The sequence below is a fragment of the Bradyrhizobium sp. NBAIM03 genome (assembly GCF_020194055.1).
Taxonomy (GTDB): Bacteria; Pseudomonadota; Alphaproteobacteria; order Rhizobiales; family Xanthobacteraceae; genus Bradyrhizobium; species Bradyrhizobium yuanmingense.
In genome coordinates this window covers 71408-94123 of record NZ_JADYVS010000022.1, presented here as the reverse complement: position 1 = coordinate 94123, position 22716 = coordinate 71408, and the positions used below count along the sequence as shown (strand labels likewise).

The 22716-nt window shown below is 58.9% G+C and carries 15 protein-coding genes, 1 pseudogene and 1 riboswitch; of the genes and pseudogenes, 13 read left to right on the top strand and 3 right to left on the bottom strand.

Annotation, left to right across the window (positions count from 1 at the left end; genetic code table 11):
• Positions 1–622 precede the first annotated feature (622 nt).
• The 5 genes from I6F21_RS27655 to I6F21_RS27640 all read left to right on the top strand — a co-directional run bounded on the left by I6F21_RS27655 (position 623) and on the right by I6F21_RS27640 (position 4351).
• Positions 623–961, top strand: coding sequence for a hypothetical protein (locus tag I6F21_RS27655; protein WP_225130909.1), 339 nt, complete (start codon positions 623–625; stop codon positions 959–961).
• Positions 962–1198: 237 nt separating this feature from the next.
• A complete protein-coding gene (locus tag I6F21_RS27650) occupies positions 1199–1441 on the top strand; it encodes a hypothetical protein (RefSeq protein WP_225130911.1) in 243 nt (80 codons plus the stop codon).
• Positions 1442–1564: 123 nt separating this feature from the next.
• Positions 1565–1693: a hypothetical protein gene (locus I6F21_RS38890; protein ID WP_275945328.1), complete on the top strand. Its 129-nt coding sequence runs from the start codon at positions 1565–1567 to the stop codon at positions 1691–1693.
• Positions 1694–2142: 449 nt separating this feature from the next.
• A complete protein-coding gene (gene fixJ, locus I6F21_RS27645; RefSeq protein WP_225183813.1) occupies positions 2143–2745 on the top strand; it encodes a response regulator FixJ in 603 nt (200 codons plus the stop codon).
• Between the two features lie 1006 nt (positions 2746–3751).
• On the top strand, positions 3752–4351 hold the full coding sequence (locus I6F21_RS27640) for a hemerythrin domain-containing protein (protein WP_225130916.1): 600 nt from the start codon (positions 3752–3754) through the stop codon (positions 4349–4351).
• A 1267-nt stretch (positions 4352–5618) separates the two neighbouring features.
• Here I6F21_RS27640 and metE read toward each other — a convergent pair.
• Positions 5619–7964 carry a 5-methyltetrahydropteroyltriglutamate--homocysteine S-methyltransferase gene (gene metE / locus I6F21_RS27635; RefSeq protein ID WP_225183812.1) on the bottom strand — a complete coding sequence of 782 codons (2346 nt, stop codon included), beginning with the start codon at positions 7962–7964 and terminating at the stop codon, positions 5619–5621.
• Positions 7965–8063: 99 nt separating this feature from the next.
• A riboswitch (cobalamin riboswitch) is annotated at positions 8064–8267 on the bottom strand.
• Between the two features lie 411 nt (positions 8268–8678).
• Between metE and I6F21_RS27630 the strand changes: the two genes are divergently transcribed.
• The 6 genes and pseudogenes from I6F21_RS27630 (at position 8679) to I6F21_RS27605 (ending at position 17992) form a co-directional block, all read left to right on the top strand.
• Positions 8679–8954, top strand: a complete 276-nt coding sequence (locus tag I6F21_RS27630; RefSeq protein WP_225130920.1) for a hypothetical protein — start codon at positions 8679–8681, stop codon at positions 8952–8954.
• A gap of 342 nt (positions 8955–9296) precedes the next feature.
• A complete protein-coding gene (locus tag I6F21_RS27625) occupies positions 9297–10079 on the top strand; it encodes a nodulate formation efficiency C protein (RefSeq protein WP_225130922.1) in 783 nt (260 codons plus the stop codon).
• A gap of 1805 nt (positions 10080–11884) precedes the next feature.
• A complete protein-coding gene (locus I6F21_RS27620) occupies positions 11885–12592 on the top strand; it encodes a thermonuclease family protein (protein WP_225183811.1) in 708 nt (235 codons plus the stop codon).
• 10 nt (positions 12593–12602) lie between these two features.
• Positions 12603–13346 (top strand): carbonic anhydrase, encoded by a 744-nt coding sequence (locus I6F21_RS27615; protein WP_225142061.1) that lies wholly within the window; start codon positions 12603–12605, stop codon positions 13344–13346.
• A gap of 1624 nt (positions 13347–14970) precedes the next feature.
• On the top strand, positions 14971–16179 hold the full coding sequence (locus I6F21_RS27610; protein ID WP_225183810.1) for an acyl-CoA dehydrogenase family protein: 1209 nt from the start codon (positions 14971–14973) through the stop codon (positions 16177–16179).
• A 1446-nt stretch (positions 16180–17625) separates the two neighbouring features.
• Positions 17626–17992, top strand: a pseudogene (locus tag I6F21_RS27605) (hypothetical protein).
• Positions 17993–18712: 720 nt separating this feature from the next.
• On the opposite strand, the gene I6F21_RS27600 reads toward I6F21_RS27605, so the two are convergent.
• Both I6F21_RS27600 and I6F21_RS27595 read right to left on the bottom strand, forming a co-directional pair.
• The gene (locus I6F21_RS27600) at positions 18713–19360 is read right to left on the bottom strand and encodes an FkbM family methyltransferase (protein ID WP_345944121.1); all 648 of its coding nucleotides are present in this window, start codon (positions 19358–19360) and stop codon (positions 18713–18715) included.
• Between the two features lie 258 nt (positions 19361–19618).
• On the bottom strand, positions 19619–19849 hold the full coding sequence (locus I6F21_RS27595) for a hypothetical protein (protein WP_225153937.1): 231 nt from the start codon (positions 19847–19849) through the stop codon (positions 19619–19621).
• Positions 19850–20068: 219 nt separating this feature from the next.
• Between I6F21_RS27595 and I6F21_RS27590 the strand changes: the two genes are divergently transcribed.
• Both I6F21_RS27590 and groL read left to right on the top strand, forming a co-directional pair.
• The gene (locus I6F21_RS27590; protein WP_128932171.1) at positions 20069–20383 is read left to right on the top strand and encodes a co-chaperone GroES; all 315 of its coding nucleotides are present in this window, start codon (positions 20069–20071) and stop codon (positions 20381–20383) included.
• A gap of 84 nt (positions 20384–20467) precedes the next feature.
• Positions 20468–22108 (top strand): chaperonin GroEL, encoded by a 1641-nt coding sequence (gene groL / locus I6F21_RS27585; protein ID WP_225183809.1) that lies wholly within the window; start codon positions 20468–20470, stop codon positions 22106–22108.
• Positions 22109–22716 lie beyond the last annotated feature (608 nt).

The window sequence follows — 22716 nt, the reverse complement described above, 5'->3', positions numbered from 1 at the left end:
AATGTCTCGAAGAGAGGATCGAGAGCAGCATGCGCCGTCACGCCCGAGATGCCGGCTATTGATCTCTATCGATCGCGATCTCGGGGGAGCGTTACAATTTTGCACCTTGAACTCCCATACTCAACCGCTGGCAATATGGAGGCTCGAGACGCCGCGAACCTTACACGCGATATTTGGTGGTCTCACGAGGCATTGCCGCAAACACCAGGTCATTGCGCCAATGACCGGGCAGAGGCATTTCTGAGGCGTGCCGGCGGCCAGGACTATCGACGGCGAGACTACGCGCACGTGATCGCGGGCCAATGAGGCGAACCGCCCCGACCTTCTGACGGTCCGCCCTGCCGCCCCGACAGCAAAGCCGATGATCAGGCTTGTCGCAGCCAACGTTTGATAAGGCCAAGATTCCGGACTTCAGCGCCAAAGATTATCTGGGATCAGCGCCGGCAAGGCTGCCGACAATGCGAAGCGAGCGATCAATTGACTATCTGCTTGCTGGCTATCGCAGCATTGAGGACAGATGCTGTCGTGGCCCATCGCGAGGGATGCGCCTCAAATCAACTCGGCTACACGCTGGCGTGTTGCAGACCAACGCGGGACCCTGGCGGATCGCCCGAGTTGAGACATGTCGCCTGCCAACGCAGGCCTGTCGGGCTCGCAGCAGCCGCTCGAGCTTGGCCGTTTTGGACGCGCATCAGCTCTTTTTGACCTGTATCAATTCTGCGGCGACTGCCTACTGATAGAAGTGAGCTTCCAGTCCAAGGTCACACACATGGCAGACAGAAAGACTTGGCGCCCCATCATCTTTTCATGTCCAGATACCGGCGACCGAGTTCAAGGACTGCTGCCGGACGCACCCGAACCGCGTGCCGATGACCTGCACAGAATAACCTGCGCTGCGTGCGATGGCGTCCACTTCATCGACCTGCGGACGGGCGCGATGATCAGCGCCGAGCGCAACTAGGCCCATCCGAATGGTGTCAAGAAAATTCCCGCGCCTTCCCGTTCTCGATTGGGGATGCCGCTTCGCTCGTAAGGGCGCGGCTGACGTCATCACAACCCAACGCCCCGCGCTGACGTCGTGGGACAAGGAGATTTTCACCAACGGAGGATGTTTCGGCATGACAGACTACGGCGACATTTGTCGCGGCGCCGGCCAGATCGTCGCAGCGCAGTCTAGTTTAACTTCTGCAGAACAGCGATGAATACCAACCGCCGCGGGCTTGAGCTGATTCAGATCGATTCGACCGAAGCCCGGGAGTTGTTTCGCAGCGCCAATCCTAATATTTCGGTTAGCGAGCGGATCATGTCCCGGCACGATAGGTTCAACGGCGCCACGGCCGATAAAATCCCGGCCGCGGCCGACCCCATCGAGAGCACGCGCCGCCTAGGTTATACCGAGTTGAGCCTGTTCGCGCGGCACACCAAGCGATCTCGTCCGTAGTGTTCAGAAGGTTGCCTGAATTTGTCAGCCCGCAGCGATGAACTCCGTCCAGGATCTAGTGGCGACCTGACCTGGGAGCGGCTCGAAACTGCGCCGCCCTTTGATCGGGATCTGGAGATTGCCGTGATCGAGGGTAACACTATTCACCGGGTGGTCTTTCCTTGCCGCCGGATCTTCGACGGCTGGATTAAGGCAAAGACCGGAGAACGCGTCGCCGTGCAGCCGACGCACTGGCGCATCTGGCCCGGATAGCGGCGACCATCCTGCGCAATAGATTGGCGTGAGTTGAGGCCGGGACTGCCTCGGGGTGGCCTCTCGTGGTAAACAATTTAGAGTTGATCAATGAGAGGGCCTGCCAGAAACATGTCGGACCACATCAGGTACGGCTATGGGCCTGGCGCGGCAGACGCCGCGTTGGCTCTCGTGCTGCGACGGGCGTTAGTCCGCATCTTCAGGACCGCACGGGCACGATCATCTACCTTCCGGTCGTTTTTCCCGCTTTCGCCGCGGCCGCGGACTGGGGGAGCTTCGCTACCCTGCTCTGCATCAGCGACGGCCGGTTCCAGCCCATTGTCACGTCTAACACGCATGGCATGGGTGTGGGGCTATCGATCTGCTGGACGATCATCGAGCCACGAGGAATCCGGGCGGCGACAGGATCTTTCAGTTCACCGCGCGATTGCGGAGCTTAGTGAAGACACATGACTGGGCGGCGCATTCTCGTGATCGACGATGACGCCGCTATGCGGGACTCGCTCGCGTTTCTGCTTGATGTTAATGGTTTCTACGTAGCAACCTATGAGACGGCGACCGCGTTTCTCAATGACGTCGCAAGCGGTCCGGTTGACTGCATTGTGTCAGACATCTGTCTGCCGGCTATGAGCGGTCTCGAACTCGTCAGAAAAGTGAAAGCCGATCGCGCCGACTGCCCCGTCCTCTTAATAACTGGTCATGGCGACGTATCGCTCGCAGTCGAAGCGATGAAAGCGGGTGCGGTCGACTTCATCGAGAAGCCGTTCGAGGAGGAGGTGCTATTGCGTGCGATCAATAGTGCTTTGGAAGCGCGGCCAAAAAAGCCAGCCGACGCAGCGAAACTGCAGGCGGAAGCCCGCCTCGCGGATCTCTCGTCGCGCGAACGCGACGTCCTGCAGGGACTATTAGCCGGCAAGATTAACAAAGTGATAGCCCATGATCTCGGCATCAGTCCGCGGACAGTCGAGGTTTACCGTGCGAACCTGATGGCCAAGACTAATGTCCGCAGCATGTCCGAGTTGATGCGGATCGCCATTACCGCGGGACTCTAGCAGCAGCGCAAAATAGCGTGAATGGCTTATTCATGCATCAAGCTGACGAACGGCGGGTTTCGCGCGCACCGAGCCGATCATGTTTTCGGTGACGCCTGCCGATGCAACACACCCAGGCCGGCCGTTGCGCCAGGTCAATATGTCACGCGAGCCGAGACCTATGATCCGGGCTAGACCCCAACTCGGTCCACATGCGTACTTATCGCATGATCATCAAGCACGTCACCACGCCAGCGTACATCGATCAGGATGCCGTCAACATCGGCCCCGTCACCTCCGCGGCCGACCGATGCTGACGAGGATCAAAGTCAAGGCGCCGAACAAGACTTCCTGCGGCGAGCCGAAAGTGGCGATGGACGACAACGTTTCGGCTGGCTGGAGCTCTTCAGGGGTACGGCAGTGCGCGGCCGACGAAGCCAGCATGCAGCTTCGTAATCCGATTTGAGCATGTTTGAGCAACCAAGTGACCGCGCCGCCCCATACACGCCCCGCTCATGGACTTACGTGTAAATACTTAGGGGCTTCTACCTAGGGAAAACATCCAAATTTCCAATTCGTCAGGAGCAGCCAATCTGCGTCGAATCGACGTTGGTAAGATAGGGTCCGCCATGCACGCCCAGGCCGCCAGTTCTAGCGAGACGAGACGCCATCCGACCAGCGTCTTGCGTGGGCGACCTCATCGTCGTGAACCATTTGGCATAATTCCGAGACCGAAGCGTCTCACTCCCAATAGCGAGATCTACCGCGAAGACGAGGCAGCCCAATACCTCTATCAGGTGGTTTCGTGCGCTGTGCGGTCGTGCTGCGTAACGACGGACTGCCCAGGAGCTTTGTGCAACACTTCAGCTAAGTTGATTTACGCCAGCTCAAATTGAAGCGCGCTACTTTTTGCGTCGAATGGCGCGGACAAATCGCAGCCCCGCGAAGGACACCGAATTCGGCTTGGGCAGTCTTGCAAATGGCAGAAATCGCTTCCAGCCTAGATTGTGCCTCCAGGAACACCGCAATGATCATCGATCTTCTGCTTCGAGAGCATCGCAACATTGATCTTCTTCTGGTCGCTCTTCAACGCGAATTGGAGATTTTTGAGAAGGGGATCCGCCCCGATTATGAGGTCATTCGCGCGATTATCAGCTATTTCGAGGTTTACCCCGAGGTGTACCATCATCCACAGGAAGACTTGATTTTTTTCAAGCTCAAGTCTCGCGATCCGGAGGCAGCTGCAATCGTCGGCGATCTCGCGCTTGAACACCAGGAAGTTGTCGACCGTTTGCACCACTTCGCGCGAGCTATTGACGCTATCCTCGCGGATCGTGACCTCTTTCGGCAAGACGTCGGCAATATCATACGCGACTTTATAGTACGCGAGCGGCACCACATGATGTGGGAAGAACGAGATTTCTTTCCCGCCGCTCTGAAGGCTCTCTCGGCTAAGGATTGGACCGAAATCGCTTCCGCCCTCACGAATGATGGAGATCCGCTGTTCAGCGAGACAGCAGCAGCGACTTCCGATGCGCTAAGAGCGCATATTCTGCAATTGGAGCAAGAAGCTGAGGCCGAACGGAGCTCGGTCGCGTTGTCGTCCGCCAAGGCCGGCAATCCGTGACACAGCGCCGAGACGGACGGGCCGTATTGATCGCGGCCGTTTGACAGCAGGAAGTGGACCTCATGCTCATTCTGTCGAAAGAAAATGGGGGTGCTCGCGGGCACGTAGGCTGCCGCACCCCCAAAATGGCTTCTGCGCAATGTGATCGCTTCCTCGACCACCGGCGCAAACAGCATGGCCGAGCCTAGCTGAGCTCTGGTTCCGGCACCACAATGTAAACCTCGCAGGTCTGTCAGTTGCGCAGTGATATCGCGCGAAACGGACGCCTCTCATGTCCGCCGACCGATGAGGACGGACGATTGCCGCCGCGCGGGTGCGGCGAAGCACTCCTTGAGCCCCGCCCCATACGCTCTGAGACATCCGGCCGCAGCCGGTCCTACTCACTGCACGCGAAATGCGAGGCACTGCCAGTCCCGGGTACGTTCAGCACCAACAGCAAGGCGCTGGACGTGGATCGCCACGACCAGTTCTGGCGCAATTGGATTTCAACAAGCTATGGGGATCCGCATCGTAAATAATGCTCGTTCCTGACGCGTGTCCGCTTCATCGCGATCCTACATACGTGTATGCGGCGTGCAGCATGCCCTCCCATTGGCCTTGGAGCGGCCATAGGCATCGGCGACGCTCCGGTAATTAGGTCCAGAAACCTCTGTTTGAGATCTATGAGCGGACCATGCGGAGGGTGTCACGAGCTTGATGATGCCGCGGTGCCGATAGGGTGCTCCTCAGCGCCCAAGCCGAAACCCGACTATCGGGTGGAACCGGTCGACCAAGGACTGCCTTAAGCAAGGTTCAAATTTAGCAACCGCTTATGCATTGGATAAGCTTGCGAGATCCATGGAGCCGGGCTTACGTCGCCCTAATCGAACATAAGGCTCCAGGCAGGAAAGCGCACCGAGTTTGCTGTTGGTGTCCTGCGGCGACCGCCCGGCATGCCCCCTCGCTGCTATCGTAATCGTGCCGACGTGCTCATGAGCGACAAACCTTGGTGTAGATTCTAACTCTCAGGCTATACGGTCGCATACCACGGCATAATTGAGCTACGCTGAGCTTGTGCTTCAACTCGGCTCAGATTTTCGGCGAATGTCCTCGCCGTGATCGAACTGGCGGCTTCGCCGATGGAAGTCCGCGCGAATGCGTCAGCGTCGCTCCTCCCAGACTTTCGCCCGGCCCGCTAAGCGGGGCGGGGCATTTTTTATGTTCCTAAGGCTCCCGCGCAAATGACCACAAGCGGATCAGCTTTGTCGAAAAGAGACCGAAGCCCGGATCAACGGCCTCGCGGATCGAATGCAGCGCGCAGTTCGCGGGCGGCAGCGACCATGTTCGCTAGTGCTGGCCGAACCTCCTCCCATTTGCGCGTCTTCAGGCCGCAGTCTGGATTGATCCAGAGCTGCGAATCCTGCAGCCGCGTCCGAGCCAACACCATCAGCTCCTTCATTTCGCCTGTCTCGGGAACGCGTGGAGAGTGGATGTCGTACACGCCCGGCCCGATCTGATTTGGATATTCGTAGTTCCTGAACGCGTCGAGTAGTTCCATTTTCGAGCGCGATGTCTCGATCGAGATGACATCCGCGTCCATTGCAGCGATCGCACCAATGATGTCGTTGAACTCCGAGTAGCACATATGCGTATGAATTTGCGTTTGATCGGCGACGCCCGATGAACAGATGCGGAAGCAATCGACGGCCCAGTCGAGATAAGCCGCCCACTCCGATCGACGCAACGGCAATCCTTCGCGGACTGCAGCTTCGTCGATCTGGATCATGGTCGCACCAGCATTCTCGAGATCGCGGACTTCGTCTCGGATCGCGAGCGCAATCTGGCGGCAGACCTCGCTTCTGGGAATATCATCCCGAACAAAGGACCAGTTCAAGATCGTCACCGGTCCGGTCAACATCGCTTTCATCGGCTTCCTTGTTAGTGATTGCGCGTAGCGCCACCAGTCCACGGTGATAGGCTTCGGCCGTGCTACATCGCCAAACAGGATCGGTGGCCTGACGCAGCGCGAGCCGTAGGACTGCACCCATCCGCTCTTGGTAAATACGAAGCCGGCGAGTTGCTCGCCGAAGTACTGCACCATGTCATTGCGCTCAAACTCGCCGTGCACGAGGACGTCAAGACCGATGTCCTCCTGCCAACGTACGGCGCGCGCAGTCTCCTCCTTGAGGAACTTGTCGTATTGCTCGTCGCTTATCGCACCTCGCGCATGCGCCGCACGGGCATTCCGGATCTCTGTGGTCTGCGGAAATGATCCGATCGTCGTGGTAGGAAAAGCCGGTAGTCCGAATCGATTGCTTTGGATCTCGGCCCGACGGGCAAATGGGCTCGCGCGCCGACACATGGTCTGGTCGATCGCTCTCATCCGGACAGCGACATTGGCATCACGGATTTTCGGCGAAGTCCGGCGGACAGTCGCGGCACCTTCCGACTCGGCAAGAGCTAACGCAACATTCTGGTCGCCTGCGAGTGCACGCGCTAGGATCGCAAGCTCCCGCATCTTCTGGACCGAGAAAGCAAGCCAGCTCTTGACGTCGGAAGCGAGCCCGGTCTCGAGTTCAACATCGACCGGCACATGAAGCAGCGAGCAGGATGGGGCGATCTGTACACGATCCTTGCCGAGCTTCGCAATCGCGGGTTCGAGCCGCTGGCGCAGCGACGACAAATTCGACCGCCATACATTCCGACCGTCGACGACACCGAGCGACATGACGAGATCACTTCGGCCGCCAGCGATGATCTGGTGCAACAACTGTGGCGCTCGAACCAGATCGAGGTGCAGCCCGGCAACTGGCAGGCTCAAGGCGGTGTCCAGATTGTCGCCGAGGTCGCCGAAATAGCTGGCAACCATGATCTTGATCGCCGGCCCCTCCTTGGCGAGCCGGTCATAGGCATGTCGCAAAGATTTTCGCGTCCCCTCATCCAGATCAAGAACTAGGCTGGGCTCGTCGAACTGAACCCAATTTGCCCCACGTTTGGCCAATTCCTGCATAACCTCGATATAGGGCGGTATCAGTTCATCCAGCAGTGAGAGTGGCTGGAACGTGGGATCGGGACTCTTGCCGAGCTTTAGGAATGTGACCGGCCCGATCAGGACGGGGCGGGTCTGAAAGCCAAGGGCCTTGGCTTCCTCATACTCCTCGATCGGCTTGCGAGAGCATAGCCTGAAAGTCTGTCCCCTGTGAAACTCGGGGACCATATAGTGATAGTTGGTGTCGAACCACTTGGTCATCTCCTGTGCGGGTGCGCCAAATCCGCGCGGTCCGTGACCGCAACTCGCTTCCTGGTCGTCGCATTGTGAACCGCGGGCCATGGCGAAGTATGTCTTGAGCGAAACGGATTCGGCTTTCGAGGCGTAGATCTCCGGGATGGCGCCAACCATGACACTTGTGTCGAGCACCTGGTCATACAGCGAGAAATCGTTCGATGGAATGACCGTGACGCCGATAGATTTCTGACGGGCCCAATTCGCGGCACGCAGGCCAGCTGCGTCCTCGAGCAGCTGCTGTTCGCTGCTTTTTCCGGCCCAGTAGCTTTCTAGAGCGACTTTGAGCTCGCGCCTTGGACCGATGCGTGGCGTTCCGAGCGTGGCAACAGGGAGGGAGAGAAGAGACATAGCGTTAACCCATGTTGGGGGCAAAGGCCATGGCGGACGCAGGCAGGGGAAGTCGCGGTGCGACGGCTGCTTGGCGCACCACCGGGACACCCCGCCCGTGGACGAATATAGTGTCGGGGCAGGTCTCCTGGCTCGCAGGTCATCGCTGCTGTCCGGCCTTCCCGAAGCCGCGCAGGCTTCAGTGACGTCGTTGGACAGCGGCTCGCCGCTCACAGTTGCGGGGGCAGCGCCGGCATTTTCACCGGCTTCCCTCTTAGCTCCGGATCAAATGGAAACCGGAGAACCTCGACGACTTGGATTATCGGCAAGAGCAGTCTTCCGTCAACCTCTCAGATCATGTCTCAAGCTGATGCTGCGACATCTGCTACGCGAATGACCGTGCATCTCTAGCATTGAGATGATGTAGCAGTGCTCTCCAATCAGCGATACCGCAATGAGCATCGCAGTTGCCCGCGGGTTGCACGCCAGATCGGTGGAAAGGACAAATGCGGCTTGCGCGGTCGGGGCCGCTGCCTCGAGCAGAACGCATTTGTCGCCAGTCCCAGCTTCCCAGCGGTTTTTCGAGCACGCGCGCCATCCAGCCACCTTCTCGACCAACAGGATCAGTGTTGAATAGGCCAAGACACCTGGCTAAGCCAGCAACTTACAACTTACCCGGGCAGCACGTTTGATTTGCGGTGCCAGCCACACCCCAAATGCTCGGCGAAGATCGGCTTGCCGTCGTTCGCCATCGAGTACAAAGCGCGCCTGACTGAGGCTGTTCTCGACTTCCGGAGCGCCGGACGTCGCGAAAGGAGCGCCAAACGCGCCATGGCCCCTTGGCCGAAAGTGCCCGAAGGCATGGCAGCGATCAAAAGCCCACATTCCGGCAACGATAACCGAACCACACGGTTCAATGACGGCAAACGTGCTGCCACTTCTCATCAGGAACTTGGCACCGAGGCGTTCCGCTGTGCCGTCGAACATCCGGTGCGTGACGGGGATGCATAAGCCGTGCTGGAGAGGTTGAACGGAAACATCGAGACATGCGCCAGTCGGAAAGTCGACAAAGAGGACACAAAACCGGTGCGAATTGCCGTCTATTATCTGGCACGAAGAATGCACGTCCTCTGCCTGCCCAGTCCTCCTGCTGGGCATGTCCAGCACAGCAAATTGAGGCTGTCGGTGGCAGTGAAGTTAGCGGCGCGTGACATAGAGGGGAGCGCCTGCTCGCACGGGAAAACCAGTGGTCGCCCCGTCGCGTCGCCGCTAACTTCTTGCGCTCGCGCATAACAGGTTGAAGGTTGCCTGCTCTGGAATGACGTGTGGATGAGACCGGATAGGCCGACGGTTATGAAGAAAACGTCAGGAAGACGCGCGCTATGGCTTTGGCTCGGTCGATCCCTGATCTGCCTGGCCGGGCTGGCTGCGACGAGCAACACTGTTCGCGCTAACGACAGCCCCCTTGTCGAAAGAGTCAAGTCAACGTGGCGAGCGCAAGACGGTGAGACAATAGAACAAGTTATCTCCAACGTCTCGAAGGTGGCACAGTTCGTCCCTCGGATGTGGGGCGTCGCTGAACTTGACCAAAATGAATATGTTTTTGTTTCTTGGACCAGGCACCGGGATGATAAATCAGACGAAGAGTACGTTATCACCTGGAAGGTCGCGCTCGACGGGACGATTGAACTTGCGTCGACCTATGCGAAGCCAATGGAATTGGGCTGGCGCGCCTTCGCGCTCTCGTTGATCGCCAGTGAAGTCAAGGATGGCGAAAGGGACGCAAATCTTGGCTTTCTGCATGACCCGGCCAACTTCAACTTTGTGACGACCATGCAAGGTCGGCTCGGTGATCTTCTGCGGCAGGGCAGCTGCACTATCGTTGATCCTGTTGGAGTGGACTACTTGCCGAAGCAGAATGACAAGCCGACCGAGAAAGGTGATCTGTGGCGCGTTTTGCTTGTGGTGAACTGTAATATCCCAGGGCCCCGCTATTTTACATACAACGGGGTCATCACTTTCGAGAAGAGCGAAGGACAAGATTGGGAGCCGCAATCCTCCTTTGCCAAGCGTATCGCGGCTTTTCCTCCTGGCTCCTGGTTCGCTCGCATGGAGCCAAAGGAACGGGAGGATTAGAAGGGAGCTAAAGGCCTCGGTAAATGATCGCGCAGAGCAAGATCGCGCCGTAGCTCCTGCAGGGCCGAACGCCTCAGAGCAACGGCAAGACTATCAGCTCTAAACTCTCCGGTGTTTACACCTTGAACAGTCGCGAGCTTTCCCGCGGCCTTCAGCCGGCCATCGAGAAAATGGGGCAGCACGATTACCTCCGATTCTTTCTGCGAGGAGTCGAGCTCAGCGGCGCGTGCCGCCTTGCGAGAGGCGGCTTGACCTCGGCGCACCCCACGCAGTGGAAGGACACCATTTGCGAGAGAACCAGCTCTCCATGCCATTCTTCACGGGACTGGGCCTGCAGATGCCTCGGGCCCAAGCCCGATCCGGCGTGCGAACCGCGCATCGCGCGACTGACTGGCACCCGCAAGAGCGTGACCATTCCGAGGCCGAGGTGGCACGCGGGATCGACTGCTGCGACGAAACCGGTTAATAGGGTAATGGGGCAGTGTTAGCGGCCCCGGCTTGACCACCGGTCCTTCGAGTGCCCCCAACGAGGAGCCGGAGCCGTGCGCGAGGCATCGAAGACCGGACTGAGTCGCCCGCTAGATTTCCTCGCACGCATTCGTCTGCGCATCGTAGATCCGGATTTGAAGCATGGGAAAGCGCTTCTTTAGTTCTGCTCCACCTGCCCTGGCGCCGTCTTTGGTTGCGAATTCAGCTCTGAGTCGGCCATCCACTTCAAGCGCGTAAGAAGAGACGGGCAATTCCCGGGGGGCTGAAACCATTTCATTTCCATTGGGTAGTGAGGTGGCTCAGAATGATGTGTAGCTTGAGTCGGCCATACCACACCAGAGCTACCTGCTCGGATGCCGCGATGGGCCTACCCATGTTGTGGATTGACGCCTCGCACCGAATGGCATCAGGACGGCACTCGCGATCGTCCGAACACGCGGGCGGCTTACCCCTCGCCGGTGCGTATACGAAGTAGCCACGGCTCCACATGGTTGTCCTTAAATTTTCCCGGCGCAAACGCATGCCCTCATGCCGTGCTGGGTAACTCTCAACACGTGAGTACGGGGAAGCGCACAACGAAAGAGCGGCCGCCAGTCGCGCCGACCGGGTCATGAAAAATCCTGGCCTTCTCCGAACGGGGCCGCGGCACCACCCGACCATCCCGGCTGGCTCTCAAGAGAGCTCCTGGTTTTCCGCGGTTTGCGCAAACGATACCGATTCAGTTGCGCTGCGAGCGTTGAGCTGGACTCCGTGGCGCCTTTCGTCCAAATCTCTGATAGGACGCGAGACCAGATTTCTTTCGAACGTCGGTCTTTCCGTGGCAAGAACTTAAAATGTCATCGCTCTCGCCGAAACCGTCGGCAGCCTTCTGTGTGCCGATGGAGGTTGGCACAAAGCATAGCCAGGTTGCTGTCCTCCACGCCTGACTTCCACTCGACTGTCACAATTCACAGGCGCTTTTCTTCTTCAATCGCGTGAGAAACAGCGTTCCGAGGCTCGGCTTTCTCCCGCATGCCGAGTTGGCGGCTGAGCGATGGGGATCTCCTCCTCAGGCCGAGAGAGGGTGCTGTGCGCGCCCACTGAGTGAGACCGGTGAGGCTCGAAGGATACCGCGATACGCACACCGGAAGAAATCGCTTGAACCTCACGCAGCGTCAGGTCGTAGCTTGGAAATGAGGGCCAAGCTTTCATAAAGCAAACGTCGAAAGATGCGGCCCGATAACGGACATAGTGCGTTTAAGCGTCGAACGCGGCGCCGGATCGCACGTGAACATGAATCAAGACGAAAGGCTATTGTCGGAATGAAACACCGCGTAATGACGGTCGCATTGTTGGCTGTCATCACATCTCCGGTCTGCGCGGCGAAGCTCAGCGGCCCTCCACGCATCCTCGACGGCAATACGATCGAGCTCGAGAAAACCACGCTTCGGCTCTCAGGCATCGACGCTCCTGAGACTGACCAGATTTGCCTCGACGCCCACGGCCGGAAATGGGCTTGCGGCGTGGCTGCTCGCGACGAGCTTATCAAGCATTCGAACGGACGAACGTGGGATTGTCATACCACAGGAGTTGATGAATACGGCAGGTCGCGTGGCCGTTGCTTCATCGAAGGCGAGGACGTGAACGCCTGGATGGTACGCTCCGGCTGGGCACTATCGTCGCCTTCTGCCAATACGTACGTTATCTATGAGGTTGTGGCGAGCAAAGCCTATGCGGGGCTGTGGTCGGGGGCGTTCATCGCGCCCTGGGACTGGCGTCGCCGCAACAAGGGGACGATCATCATCGGCGCGAGCTCGGTTCCGATCGACGCTCAGGAGCTCCTGCTCGGATCCGCTTTGCTATCGGACCCGCCCTCGTCAGAGTGTCTGATAAAAGGCACCGTGGGCCACAACGGCGAGCGACTTTATCACTTGCCCGGGCAATTCGGTTACGAACAAATCGACATGACGAAGAAGCCCGGTGAACGCTGGCTCTGCAGCGAATCGGAAGCCGAAGCGACCGGGTGGCGCAAAGCCGCGCGATGAGGTGAGATGCATGCATGCAGGCCATTATCCGAATATGTCCTATCTGACCAAGATCGCGCCTTCGCGCCGCTCGCTGTTGCTGTTCGCTGTTTCGGCGGCTTGCCTGCGGCTTGACAACAACATTGTCGATGCGAAGGAAGCAAAAACGCCGCCCAAGCCGGATAACCTGCTCTCGCCGGATGCTGCCCTGAAGCGGCTGATGGAAGGTAACGATCGTTATGTCCATGGCGTATCACGAGGCGACGATTTCAAGCGCGAGCGCTCTGTTTTGGTGGATGGGCAAAATCCATATGCCGCGGTTCTGAGCTGCGCCGATTCTCGCGTGGCGCCTGAACTTGTCTTCGGCAGCGGACTCGGTGATCTGTTTGTCTGCCGCCTCGCCGGCAACTTCGCCAACGATGACACGGTCGCCAGTATGGAATATGCGGTCGCCGTGCTGAATACGCCGCTGATCCTGGTACTTGGCCACGATCATTGCGGTGCGATAGACGCCACGATCAAGTCGCTCCACGACGATAAGCCGCCGCCGGGGCACATTTCATCCCTCATCGCTGCGCTTGCGCCTGCAGTAACAGCATCTCGCCAGAAAACAGGTGACACGTTCGCAGAAGCAACCCGACAAAATGTAGTCGATAATGTCAACAAACTTAGATCGACGGGGCCGATTCTCAACGCGGCAGTTGAGCAGAACAGACTGAAGGTCGTCGGGGGGCTATATCGGCTCGACACCGGCAGGGTCGAATTGCTGAGCTGACGCTGGCACCTTCGCGCGGCCAGCTGGTCGTTTGCCGCCTGATACAGGGCTTCGTCGAGTTCCGCGCAATTCGCTCGTGCATCGGCTGCATCAACTGCACCGAGTACAATCAGCTCCACAATTGTTATAGCTTCGGGAAGCTTTATGGTATGCGCGGCCTCTTAATCCTCCTTGTGTTCTACGCGCTCATGTTGGCAACGCGAGGCCAGCACCAAGAAACACTCATATCGCGGCCAACAGTATTCAAGCCTGCACCTTAATGCGCGAGGCGGGCCGAGGGGGGTCAAGCGGCAGATCGCGGTGCGAGGCATGCAGGGTCTGAGCTCTCGGCCCCCGGAACAAGCGACAATTCCGGCAGACTCTCACTCCCGATCCGGCAAGCCATCTATGGTCCTGCTTATGATCACCAGGCTCAGCCAGGGCCGAAGATCAAATAGAGCAGGATTACGACCGCCATGACTAACCAGCCGACTGACGTAAAGAAAATAGCTACTCGCGTAGGCATCGGACGTCTCTCTGCATCAGCCATTTGGGAGACCACAAGTGTCGGAAAGCAGCCTTGTTGCATCTGTCTTGGGCCTAGCTTGGATCAGCATAAACAGAAACTTGTCGCGCGCACGACGATGGCGACCATCGGCTCGAGCGGAGAACAATCTTTTATGCCCGCGCCGGAGTTCGTGAAGCCTGACGGTCAACTATCGACAGACGCGTTGACGTGCCATCTAAAAGGCACTCGTGGCTCTGCGCAGGCGGGTCTTGTCATTGGAAGTTCCGAAGTGGCGCATCGGAAAGGAGCATCTTCGCGGCCGGCGTGCACCTTTGAAGTGCGTTTTTCCAATGCGGACATCAGCTTGATGATCGCGACTCGCGCGGTCATCGCACGTCGTCCATAGTCTCTTCAACCAACGCATCGTCGACCAGACTGATCAGGCGTTGCTGCCGCTCAGGCTCCGCGACCACGGTAAATTGCGCTGTTGGTAGTCCCAGGAGATCGCAGCGGGGCTGAAACTCCAGCAGGCAAGCCGAGCCCGACTGGTCCGCGGCCGAGGTCCACTTCAGTCGTTCTCCTCCCGCCTTGTTCGGTTGATGACTTCTTGTGCCTGGTATCAGACACGGGAGGCGCGAGCATCCTCCTGGCGCGGCACGGGTCACGTGATCTCGCTCGATTCAGCCACGACCGGCAGACATGATTGGTGGCACGTCGATTGCTGGGGATATGGAAACGAGCCGCAGGCTTGGGGTACCGGTCGCCAAGTCAGGTATTCACAACGTGGTTCGCGCCGGCCGAGCCCCAATTGTGACAACCTGTCCGTTGGATAAGACATGACAAAACGAGCGCTGCCGTCAGCCGTCCGAAACATAGTGCAGCAGAGGCGGATCGATCTCGCCGCCTCATATCGGTTGCCTTGCCAGTTCAGCCTCAATGGCAACATCGAGGCCACATCTCGATCAGCCTTCCTGGCCCTCAACACCTTTTCTTTGAGCCAATCCGCTCGGGGTGCGGTTTGGACTGGCAACCGCCTGCAATCGCATCACAGCCGATTATCAACTGCGACAGTTTCGACGATCCCTCCGGCTGGGTATCAATCCGGCCGGCTTCGCCATGCGCGGGCAATCCATATCAATGACACGCGCCGTCGATCGGCTCAACACCCGAGGAAAGTTTATGAACGCTCCACCAGAGAAGATCACTGCAGAAGCCGACGCTATGGCTGCGACCTGGGATAATCTGTCGCCGCTACTGGTCGATATCCGCGCGCGTCGAGACGAGTTCGCCCGAGCGCAGAAGATTCCCGACGAGATCATCGAGGGCTTCAAGCGCGTTGGCGTCTATCGGGCTATGGCGGCCAGGCGATTCGGCGGTGAGGAGCGAACGCCGGCCGATTTTTGTCGCCTGATCGAGCGCATTTCTGAAGCCGACGGCTCCGCCGGTTGGGTCGCCAGCTTCGGCGATGGGGCTCGCTACCTCGCTGCTCTTCCGGACGACACGCTTCGCAAGGTATACGCGAATGGACCTGATGTGGTGTTGGCAGGTGCGGTTTTCCCACTCCAGCCCGCCAGGCGAAGCACCGACGGATTTGTCGTGAACGGCGTGTGGCCATTCGCCAGCGGCTCACCGGGCGCGGACCTGATAGGCGTTGGCATCACTGTGGAAGACGATTCGACCGGTGACCTTGTGCGTGTAGCCGTAATGCCGGCCGAGAAGGTGACAATCCGCCCCAATTGGGACGTCATCGGCCTGCAAGGCACCGGCAGCCACGACGTCGTTGTCAACGATGTCATTGTGCCGGAGGAATGGACCTTGATCCGCGGCGGTCCGCCGACACTCGACGGGCCGGTCTATCGTTATCCGTCCGTGGCTTTCGCTGCGCAGGTGCATGCAATTGTCGGCATCGGTATTGCGCGCTCGGCGCTAGACGAGGTGGTCGCCATGGCCGGAAGCCGCGCCTCGATCACTGGAGCGCCCGTGATGGCGGAGCGCGGCTATGTCCAACTGGAGATGGCCAGAGCCGAAGCCATGCTGCGTTCCGCCCGTTCCTTCTTCTATGAGGCCACCGAGGAGCTGTGGAAGGAAGCGCTCAAGGGTGCGGTAAACCGGAGCACGGCGACGCTGATGCGACTCGCCGCAACGAACGCCGCGCGGCAGAGCGCTGAGGTCTGTAGGATTGCGAGCGGTCTCGCTGGAAGTACGTCGCTCTATAGCACCAGCAATCTGGCGCGCGCCATGTGCGACAGCTTCGTGGTTGCCCAACACGCAGCTCTAAACGAGGGAACGCTCCAGAGCGCCGGCCGACTCCTGCTCGGAAGTGCAGCACAGCCGGGCTTTCCATGAAGTGGTTCACCCACGTCCCCACACGCTCTGCAGCTACGAATTGCAGAGCCTGCGATATGATGCGGCCTGCGGTTGCAAGGACTTGGCGGCCTGCCGGCCTTGTTTAAAGGACAAGAAAGAGAGAGACCCTTGCGGTCAGGCGCTTCTCAAAAACACCACCGCATCTCCATAGAGCATCCCCTCCCCGCCGCACTTGCCCCATTTCCTCATACGACCGCGGCTATCGGCCCGGAGATCAACCGGCCCGCACATTCCGGACACGCGCCAGCACGCTCCAGAACATCTGCATCGTCAGGCTAAAAGGCCTTGAATCGCACGCGACGTCACGGTGTACCATGAGAAATAGATGACGAGGATGCCCGGAAAATCGGAGCGGACGGCGGCTTCCTGCCATCGGTGAGACGATGATGCCAATGCGGTCGTTGTGTGTGCAGCAGAGGGCCCTCGCGTGCGGGATCGCGCGAACGGGCAACGAGTGCTCGCATGCGAAAAATAACGTACTTCGTCCCAGCCCAGGGGAAGCTGGGTTGCTGCGCTCTGCGGCCGACACATTGACGCCATTCAGCTGCGGATCGTCTCTGTTCGGCAACGCTCACTTTATCACCATGGCTCGACGATCCTCAGGATAACGGACAATACACCCTTCAAGGTTTGTGCGAGCCAGCGTTGAGCCGCATTCGGTCAATATCGTCTGATAGAAAGGAAAAGGCGCGAGATTTCTCCGGTCATTAATCCTTTCGTAATTAGAATTTGCGGTGAACGTTTTGCCGCAAATAACCGTCGACAGTTCTCCCTCTGTCGACGACTGACTTCGGCCCGGCTATCGAAATGAGGCCGGGCTTTTTTTTGCCACCGATCGACGACAGTTTGGACTGTTCTGGCCCGTGGTATCTGATGATTGCGAAGCTTGGGGAGACAGAGACAAACGTCAGAATGATCGAGAGGATAGTTCATCACATCCTGAAGCCGATTGATCCGATCCTAGTGCCCGAGCTGCTCTGGCTGCTCGCCTCCATGGGCCATGGCGACCACCCTCGCGGCCCGGGCACCCACGACTCTGCTCGGAGCGCCTGATCCAGCTCCCGGGCATGAGTATGGAGAAGACTGTCCACGCCATCCTAACCTTCTACCCGCTTGAGATTTCGCCGATCCGCGCGCGTGATGATGCCGGTCGACGATCTCGACCGTGTGCCCGGACGCACGCACGGTGCAGACCGAGATCGAGCGCTGGGTCGGTCGCCCCATCAGTCGCAGCAAACTCTCATGTCCGGATCTTCTCGCGCTAAGGCTTAGGGCTGGCGCGGTGCAGGTGGGTGACAGCACCGGATATGCGTGCTTTCTGATCAGGAAGGGCGTGATCAGCTGAGAGAACAATTCTGCGCAAGATTGCGCAGGACTCTGCACCCAAATTTGAATAGCCTCCGCGCAACAGACCGACTATTGTCGATCCATGTCGCGCGCCTTGTGTGTCTAACTGCTACTATCATCCTGTCGCTGCTGTCGGTCGTCGCGAACGCTGCGCCAATCCAAAAGCGGCCCAAGCCGGTCTGGCAAGGTTACGGCTTCCTGCCCGGCTATCGCCAGCCGCTCAGCAACAGCATTCCGCTCTACGGGCATAAGGACGCGATGCGCCGGCTCTCGCGCGCCGACCGGCGCCACTGGTATATTGACCCGGTTCATCAGTACCACGGTTGGGATGGCGAATGGCACTATTTCGGCCGCCCCGGCTTCCGCCGGCGGCCGCTACAATGGCGGCGGTTTCGGGCCGTGCTGGACGCGGACGCCGATCGGGCCGATCTGGAATTGCGGGTGATCGGGCGGCGCGGCTAGGAGAATCTTCGGCCATTGCGCCAGCATTACGTCAAGGCGTTTCCTGACATCCTCGCCGATCTTCGTCATCGCGCCGCAGCCGCACGGGCCGAGCGTGCTCGCAGATTCGATGATCAACTCCGCTTGCGACACATGAGCAGCAAGTAACCGCGATTACGATGGCGGTCTTGATCCGATCCGGCACGAGATCGGCCGCTGATGATCGCGGCCCCCTTCTCCTGCGCCGCACGCTTTGCTGGACAATCGGCTGCTGCAGTTATGCTGGACGCCTCACGGCGACCTTCATATGGCATAAACACATGCTTCAGCTCGCTTTCCGATTGAGACAAGGAACTACGAGAACCAGTTGCTTCGAAGCAGTGCACCAGCTTACCAGAGGTTCAGACCATCAGCTGCCGTTCAGATGATTCCACGCTTCGAGCCCCAGCTGGCAGTGTTGATTCAAACATATGAAACGGCTCGGCCTGCTGGCTGCAAAGTCCTCGGTCGTGCCGGCTCGCCAAATAAATGATTGTCAGAGACCCACCACCCGCCCGACGCCGACGTGATGCGTGTGGTCTGCAATGGCAGCCGGAAACCGGAGTGCCCGCTCGGCTACTGACATCCCCTCGCCTTCATGACGCCAATTGTGCAGCTTTGGGTGGCATGGAGCGCGCTGGTCAGGTCTCCCAGCAATGAATGAGGCGCTCGATACGAGCAGCCACTAGAAGCGCGTATTTTTGAGCAATACATCACCTTCCACTGTGCGCGGATAATGGGCCGCCACTTCGAATGATGGTAGCAAGTCCAGAATGGCTTGCAGGGACAACTGCCCTTCGTAGAGCTCACGGTCGCTATATTCCGTGTAGATGAAGCGCGTGTTGCTCAAGGTCCGCATGCCGCCGGCAATAACATCGGCTTCGGCTCCCTGGACATCCATCCAGATGAAATCGACCGTGTTCAGCTCCGCCTCGCCGCACCAGTCATCCAGCCGCCGCGTTTCAACCGAGACAGGGCGATCGAATCGGACCCAATCATACTCAGTGAGATGATTCTTTGGGCGGCGTATTGAGCCGGAGAGGTCCCATTCCTTCGCGTCACCATCTGCATTGCTTGGATGGAAGTCGATCATCCCGTTTCGATCACTGATCGCGATTTCAAGCAGCTTCACCTTGTTGAGGGACGAGCCCAGCTTTTTCTTGAAGCGCGCGATCGCTCTGGGGTCCGGCTCAAAGCAGTAGAGCTGAGCTTGCGGGCAGAGGTTGAGAAACTGTTGCGTATCGGTCCCGTCATTGCAGCCGATATCCAGGATGACTGGATTCGGCTTCTGAAGAAGTGAGACGATGTACTGGTGGACTTCTACAGAGGACACAGGTGCTTTTCCCATTGGGCGCGGAGATCGCGTGAATTTCGAGCTTCGAAGCTGCAATCACACGCCAGATGCGCCGGCACAACGTATATCAACGTATATTATTCATATGCCCCTCAGTCCCCTTGATCCATGACGGCTATTTGGATGCCATCGACATAAAAAGGGAAACCTCTCGGACCGACAGGTGCAGCGACTGCCATGGCGGGCCTCTGCTGGGTTCGTACCAGCGTGCAATGACCTTATCGAGCTCGGTCCAGATCAATTCTTGAAGGTCCCGCGCTCAAGATAGTTGGCATAATCGTTATTATGCGCGAGGATCTCATATTGTTCGAACCCGCCCTTCGATGAATCTTGTGCGCCGCACGTTTCCCCGGCTCCTAGATGCTGCTGTAAGACGAACCAATTATGTGCAGCCAGGCCGCCGCCGTCGAAATACGCCGGCGCTTCGATCGGTGTAAGGGCCGCCAAGTTGAGGAACCCTGGGATCAACCGGGTGTTCCGACGAAACGCAATGTCATTTTCGCAACAGCTTGGCGGACTGTGTACCTGAGGGCGTTTGCTTCCGGACAAAGACACGCGCAGACCAGGCAACGATTCAGCAGAACTGCAGGCATGATCGTTCAGCTCATTTTTGGCCTGACTCTTGCTGAAATTGGGCTCGTCACAATGTGACTATCTCCAACTTGTTCAGACGCTCAGGAGACTTGTATGAATTTCCGTCCGCTTCACGACCGCGTCGTGGTCAAGCGCATCGACGCCGATGAGAAGACCGCTGGCGGCATTATCATTCCCGACACAGCCAAGGAAAAGCCTTCGCAGGGCGAAGTCATTGCAATCGGCCCGGGCGGCCGCGATGAGACCGGCAAGCTGATTCCGATCGACATCGAGGTCGGCGACCGCGTGCTGTTCGGCAAGTGGTCCGGCACCGAGGTCAAAATCGACGGCCAGGACCTGCTGATCATGAAGGAGAGCGACGTGATGGGCGTTCTCACCGATGTGTTTTCCACGAAGAAAGCCGCCTAACCCAGCGCTCGCACAGCCCACCCCCTGACGAGCGCCCGGCGGGGCGCGCTGAAGGAAGAGAAAATAAGAACTGAGGAATTCTTTATGTCAGCCAAAGAAGTCAAATTCGGAGTAGACGCGCGGGACCGCATGCTGCGCGGCGTCGACATCCTCGCCAATGCCGTGCAGGTCACGCTCGGTCCGAAGGGCCGCAACGTCGTGCTCGACAAGTCGTTCGGCGCGCCTCGCATCACCAAGGACGGCGTTGCCGTCGCCAAGGACATCGAACTCGACGACAAGTTCGAGAACATGGGCGCCCAAATGGTGCGCGAGGTGGCTTCGAAGGCGGCGGATGCTGCCGGCGACGGCACCACCACCGCGACCGTCCTGGCCGCCGCGATTGTCCGCGAGGGCGCCAAGTCGGTTGCCGCCGGCATGAACCCGATGGACCTCAAGCGCGGTATCGATCTCGCGGTCGAGGCCGTCGTTGCGGACCTGCAGAAGAACTCCAAGAAGGTCACCTCGAACGAGGAGATCGCCCAGGTCGGCACCATTTCGGCCAACGGCGACCAGGAGATCGGCAAGTTCCTCGCCGACGCCATGAAGAAGATCGGCAACGAAGGCGTGATCACGGTCGAAGAGGCCAAGTCGCTGGAGACCGAGCTCGACGTCGTCGAGGGCATGCAGTTCGACCGCGGCTACATCTCGCCCTACTTCGTCACCAACGCCGACAAGATGCGGGTCGAAATGGAGGACCCTTACATCCTGATATACGAGAAGAAGCTCTCCTCGCTGAACGAGCTGCTGCCGCTGCTCGAGGCCGTGGTGCAGAGTGGCAAGCCGCTGGTCATCGTCGCCGAGGACGTCGAAGGCGAGGCCTTGGCCACGCTTGTGGTGAACCGTCTCCGTGGTGGTCTGAAGGTCGCGGCCGTCAAGGCTCCGGGCTTCGGCGATCGCCGCAAGGCCATGCTGCAGGACATCGCGATCCTGATCGGCGGCCAGGCGATCTCGGAAGATCTCGGCATCAAGCTCGAGAACGTCACGCTCAACATGCTCGGTCGCGCCAAGAAGGTGACGATCGACAAGGAGAACACCACGATCGTCAACGGCGCCGGCAAAAAGGCCGACATCGAGGCGCGCGTGGCCCAGATCAAGGCGCAGATCGAGGAGACCACCTCGGAATACGACCGTGAGAAGCTCCAGGAGCGTCTCGCCAAGCTGGCCGGCGGCGTCGCGGTGATCCGCGTCGGCGGCGCGACCGAGGTCGAGGTAAAGGAGCGCAAGGATCGCGTTGATGACGCGATGCACGCGACCCGCGCGGCAGTCGAGGAAGGCATCCTGCCGGGCGGCGGCGTCGCCCTGCTCCGGGCTTCCGAGCAGCTCAAGGGTCTGCGCACCAAGAACGACGACCAGAAGACCGGCGTCGAGATCGTCCGCAAGGCGCTGTCCTGGCCGGCCCGCCAGATCGCGATCAACGCCGGTGAAGACGGTTCGATCGTGGTCGGCAAAGTCCTCGACAACGAGCAGTACTCTTATGGCTTCGATGCGCAGACAGGCGAGTATAGCAACCTTGTCTCCAAAGGCATTATTGACCCGACCAAGGTCGTGCGCATCGCAGTCCAGAACGCCTCCTCGGTGGCGGCGCTGCTGATTACGACGGAAGCGATGGTTGCCGAGCTGCCGAAGAAGGCCGGGGCTGGTCCAGCAATGCCTCCAGGCGCCGGCATGGGCGGTATGGACTTCTGATCCACTCTCCATCGATGACATGAAAAACCCTGGCACGAATGCCAGGGTTTTGCTCGGGCGAGCTTGCAACGTAGCCCTTGCAAGCCGCGCCAAAGGCCCAACCCATCCGCCTATCCGTATGAACGGCGGTAGGGCCCAGACTTAATTTGCTTGTGACTTTTCCTTCGGCGGGGACATGGCCTCGGTCCACGTTAAACGGGTCCAGCACTGCGATGGAAGTGGGCCTGTCGCTATTTCAGTCTCACGAACCTACCTCTGCTGAGTGTTTGAACCCTTCGTCTGGGGCTTATCCGGCGCCGCCTACCCGCTTTCGACCTTCTTGCCTACTTTCCTGTCCTGACGCGTGGTCCCAAGCGCCCAAATACCTTTCCTGCAGTTTCGCACTTACATCTCATGGCGAGAGCGCTTGTTTGAAACCCCTCAGCGAGAATGCTCATTGTCAAGAGCCACAAGATGTCCCGTGGAAGTGCCATGATTTAGCGTGCGCTTCATTTTTGTCCTCGCGGATGGGCTCCGCTTCGCCTACTGGGCCCTGAACTCCGCCGCAGGGTCCTACCATGATATCTGTTTTAGAGAGAGTGTGTGTCAGCAGGTTGCGCAATTGAGGC

Coding starts and splice junctions, on each gene's coding strand:
- I6F21_RS27615 (WP_225142061.1), top strand. CDS start 12,603: ATGCATGCAGGCCATTATCCGAATATGTCCTATCTGACCAAGATCGCG.
- I6F21_RS27590 (WP_128932171.1), top strand. CDS start 20,069: ATGAATTTCCGTCCGCTTCACGACCGCGTCGTGGTCAAGCGCATCGAC.
- groL (WP_225183809.1), top strand. CDS start 20,468: ATGTCAGCCAAAGAAGTCAAATTCGGAGTAGACGCGCGGGACCGCATG.
- I6F21_RS27625 (WP_225130922.1), top strand. CDS start 9,297: ATGAAGAAAACGTCAGGAAGACGCGCGCTATGGCTTTGGCTCGGTCGA.
- fixJ (WP_225183813.1), top strand. CDS start 2,143: ATGACTGGGCGGCGCATTCTCGTGATCGACGATGACGCCGCTATGCGG.
- I6F21_RS27640 (WP_225130916.1), top strand. CDS start 3,752: ATGATCATCGATCTTCTGCTTCGAGAGCATCGCAACATTGATCTTCTT.
- metE (WP_225183812.1), bottom strand. CDS start 7,964: ATGTCTCTTCTCTCCCTCCCTGTTGCCACGCTCGGAACGCCACGCATC.
- I6F21_RS27620 (WP_225183811.1), top strand. CDS start 11,885: ATGACGGTCGCATTGTTGGCTGTCATCACATCTCCGGTCTGCGCGGCG.
- I6F21_RS27655 (WP_225130909.1), top strand. CDS start 623: ATGTCGCCTGCCAACGCAGGCCTGTCGGGCTCGCAGCAGCCGCTCGAG.
- I6F21_RS27610 (WP_225183810.1), top strand. CDS start 14,971: ATGACACGCGCCGTCGATCGGCTCAACACCCGAGGAAAGTTTATGAAC.
- I6F21_RS27650 (WP_225130911.1), top strand. CDS start 1,199: ATGAATACCAACCGCCGCGGGCTTGAGCTGATTCAGATCGATTCGACC.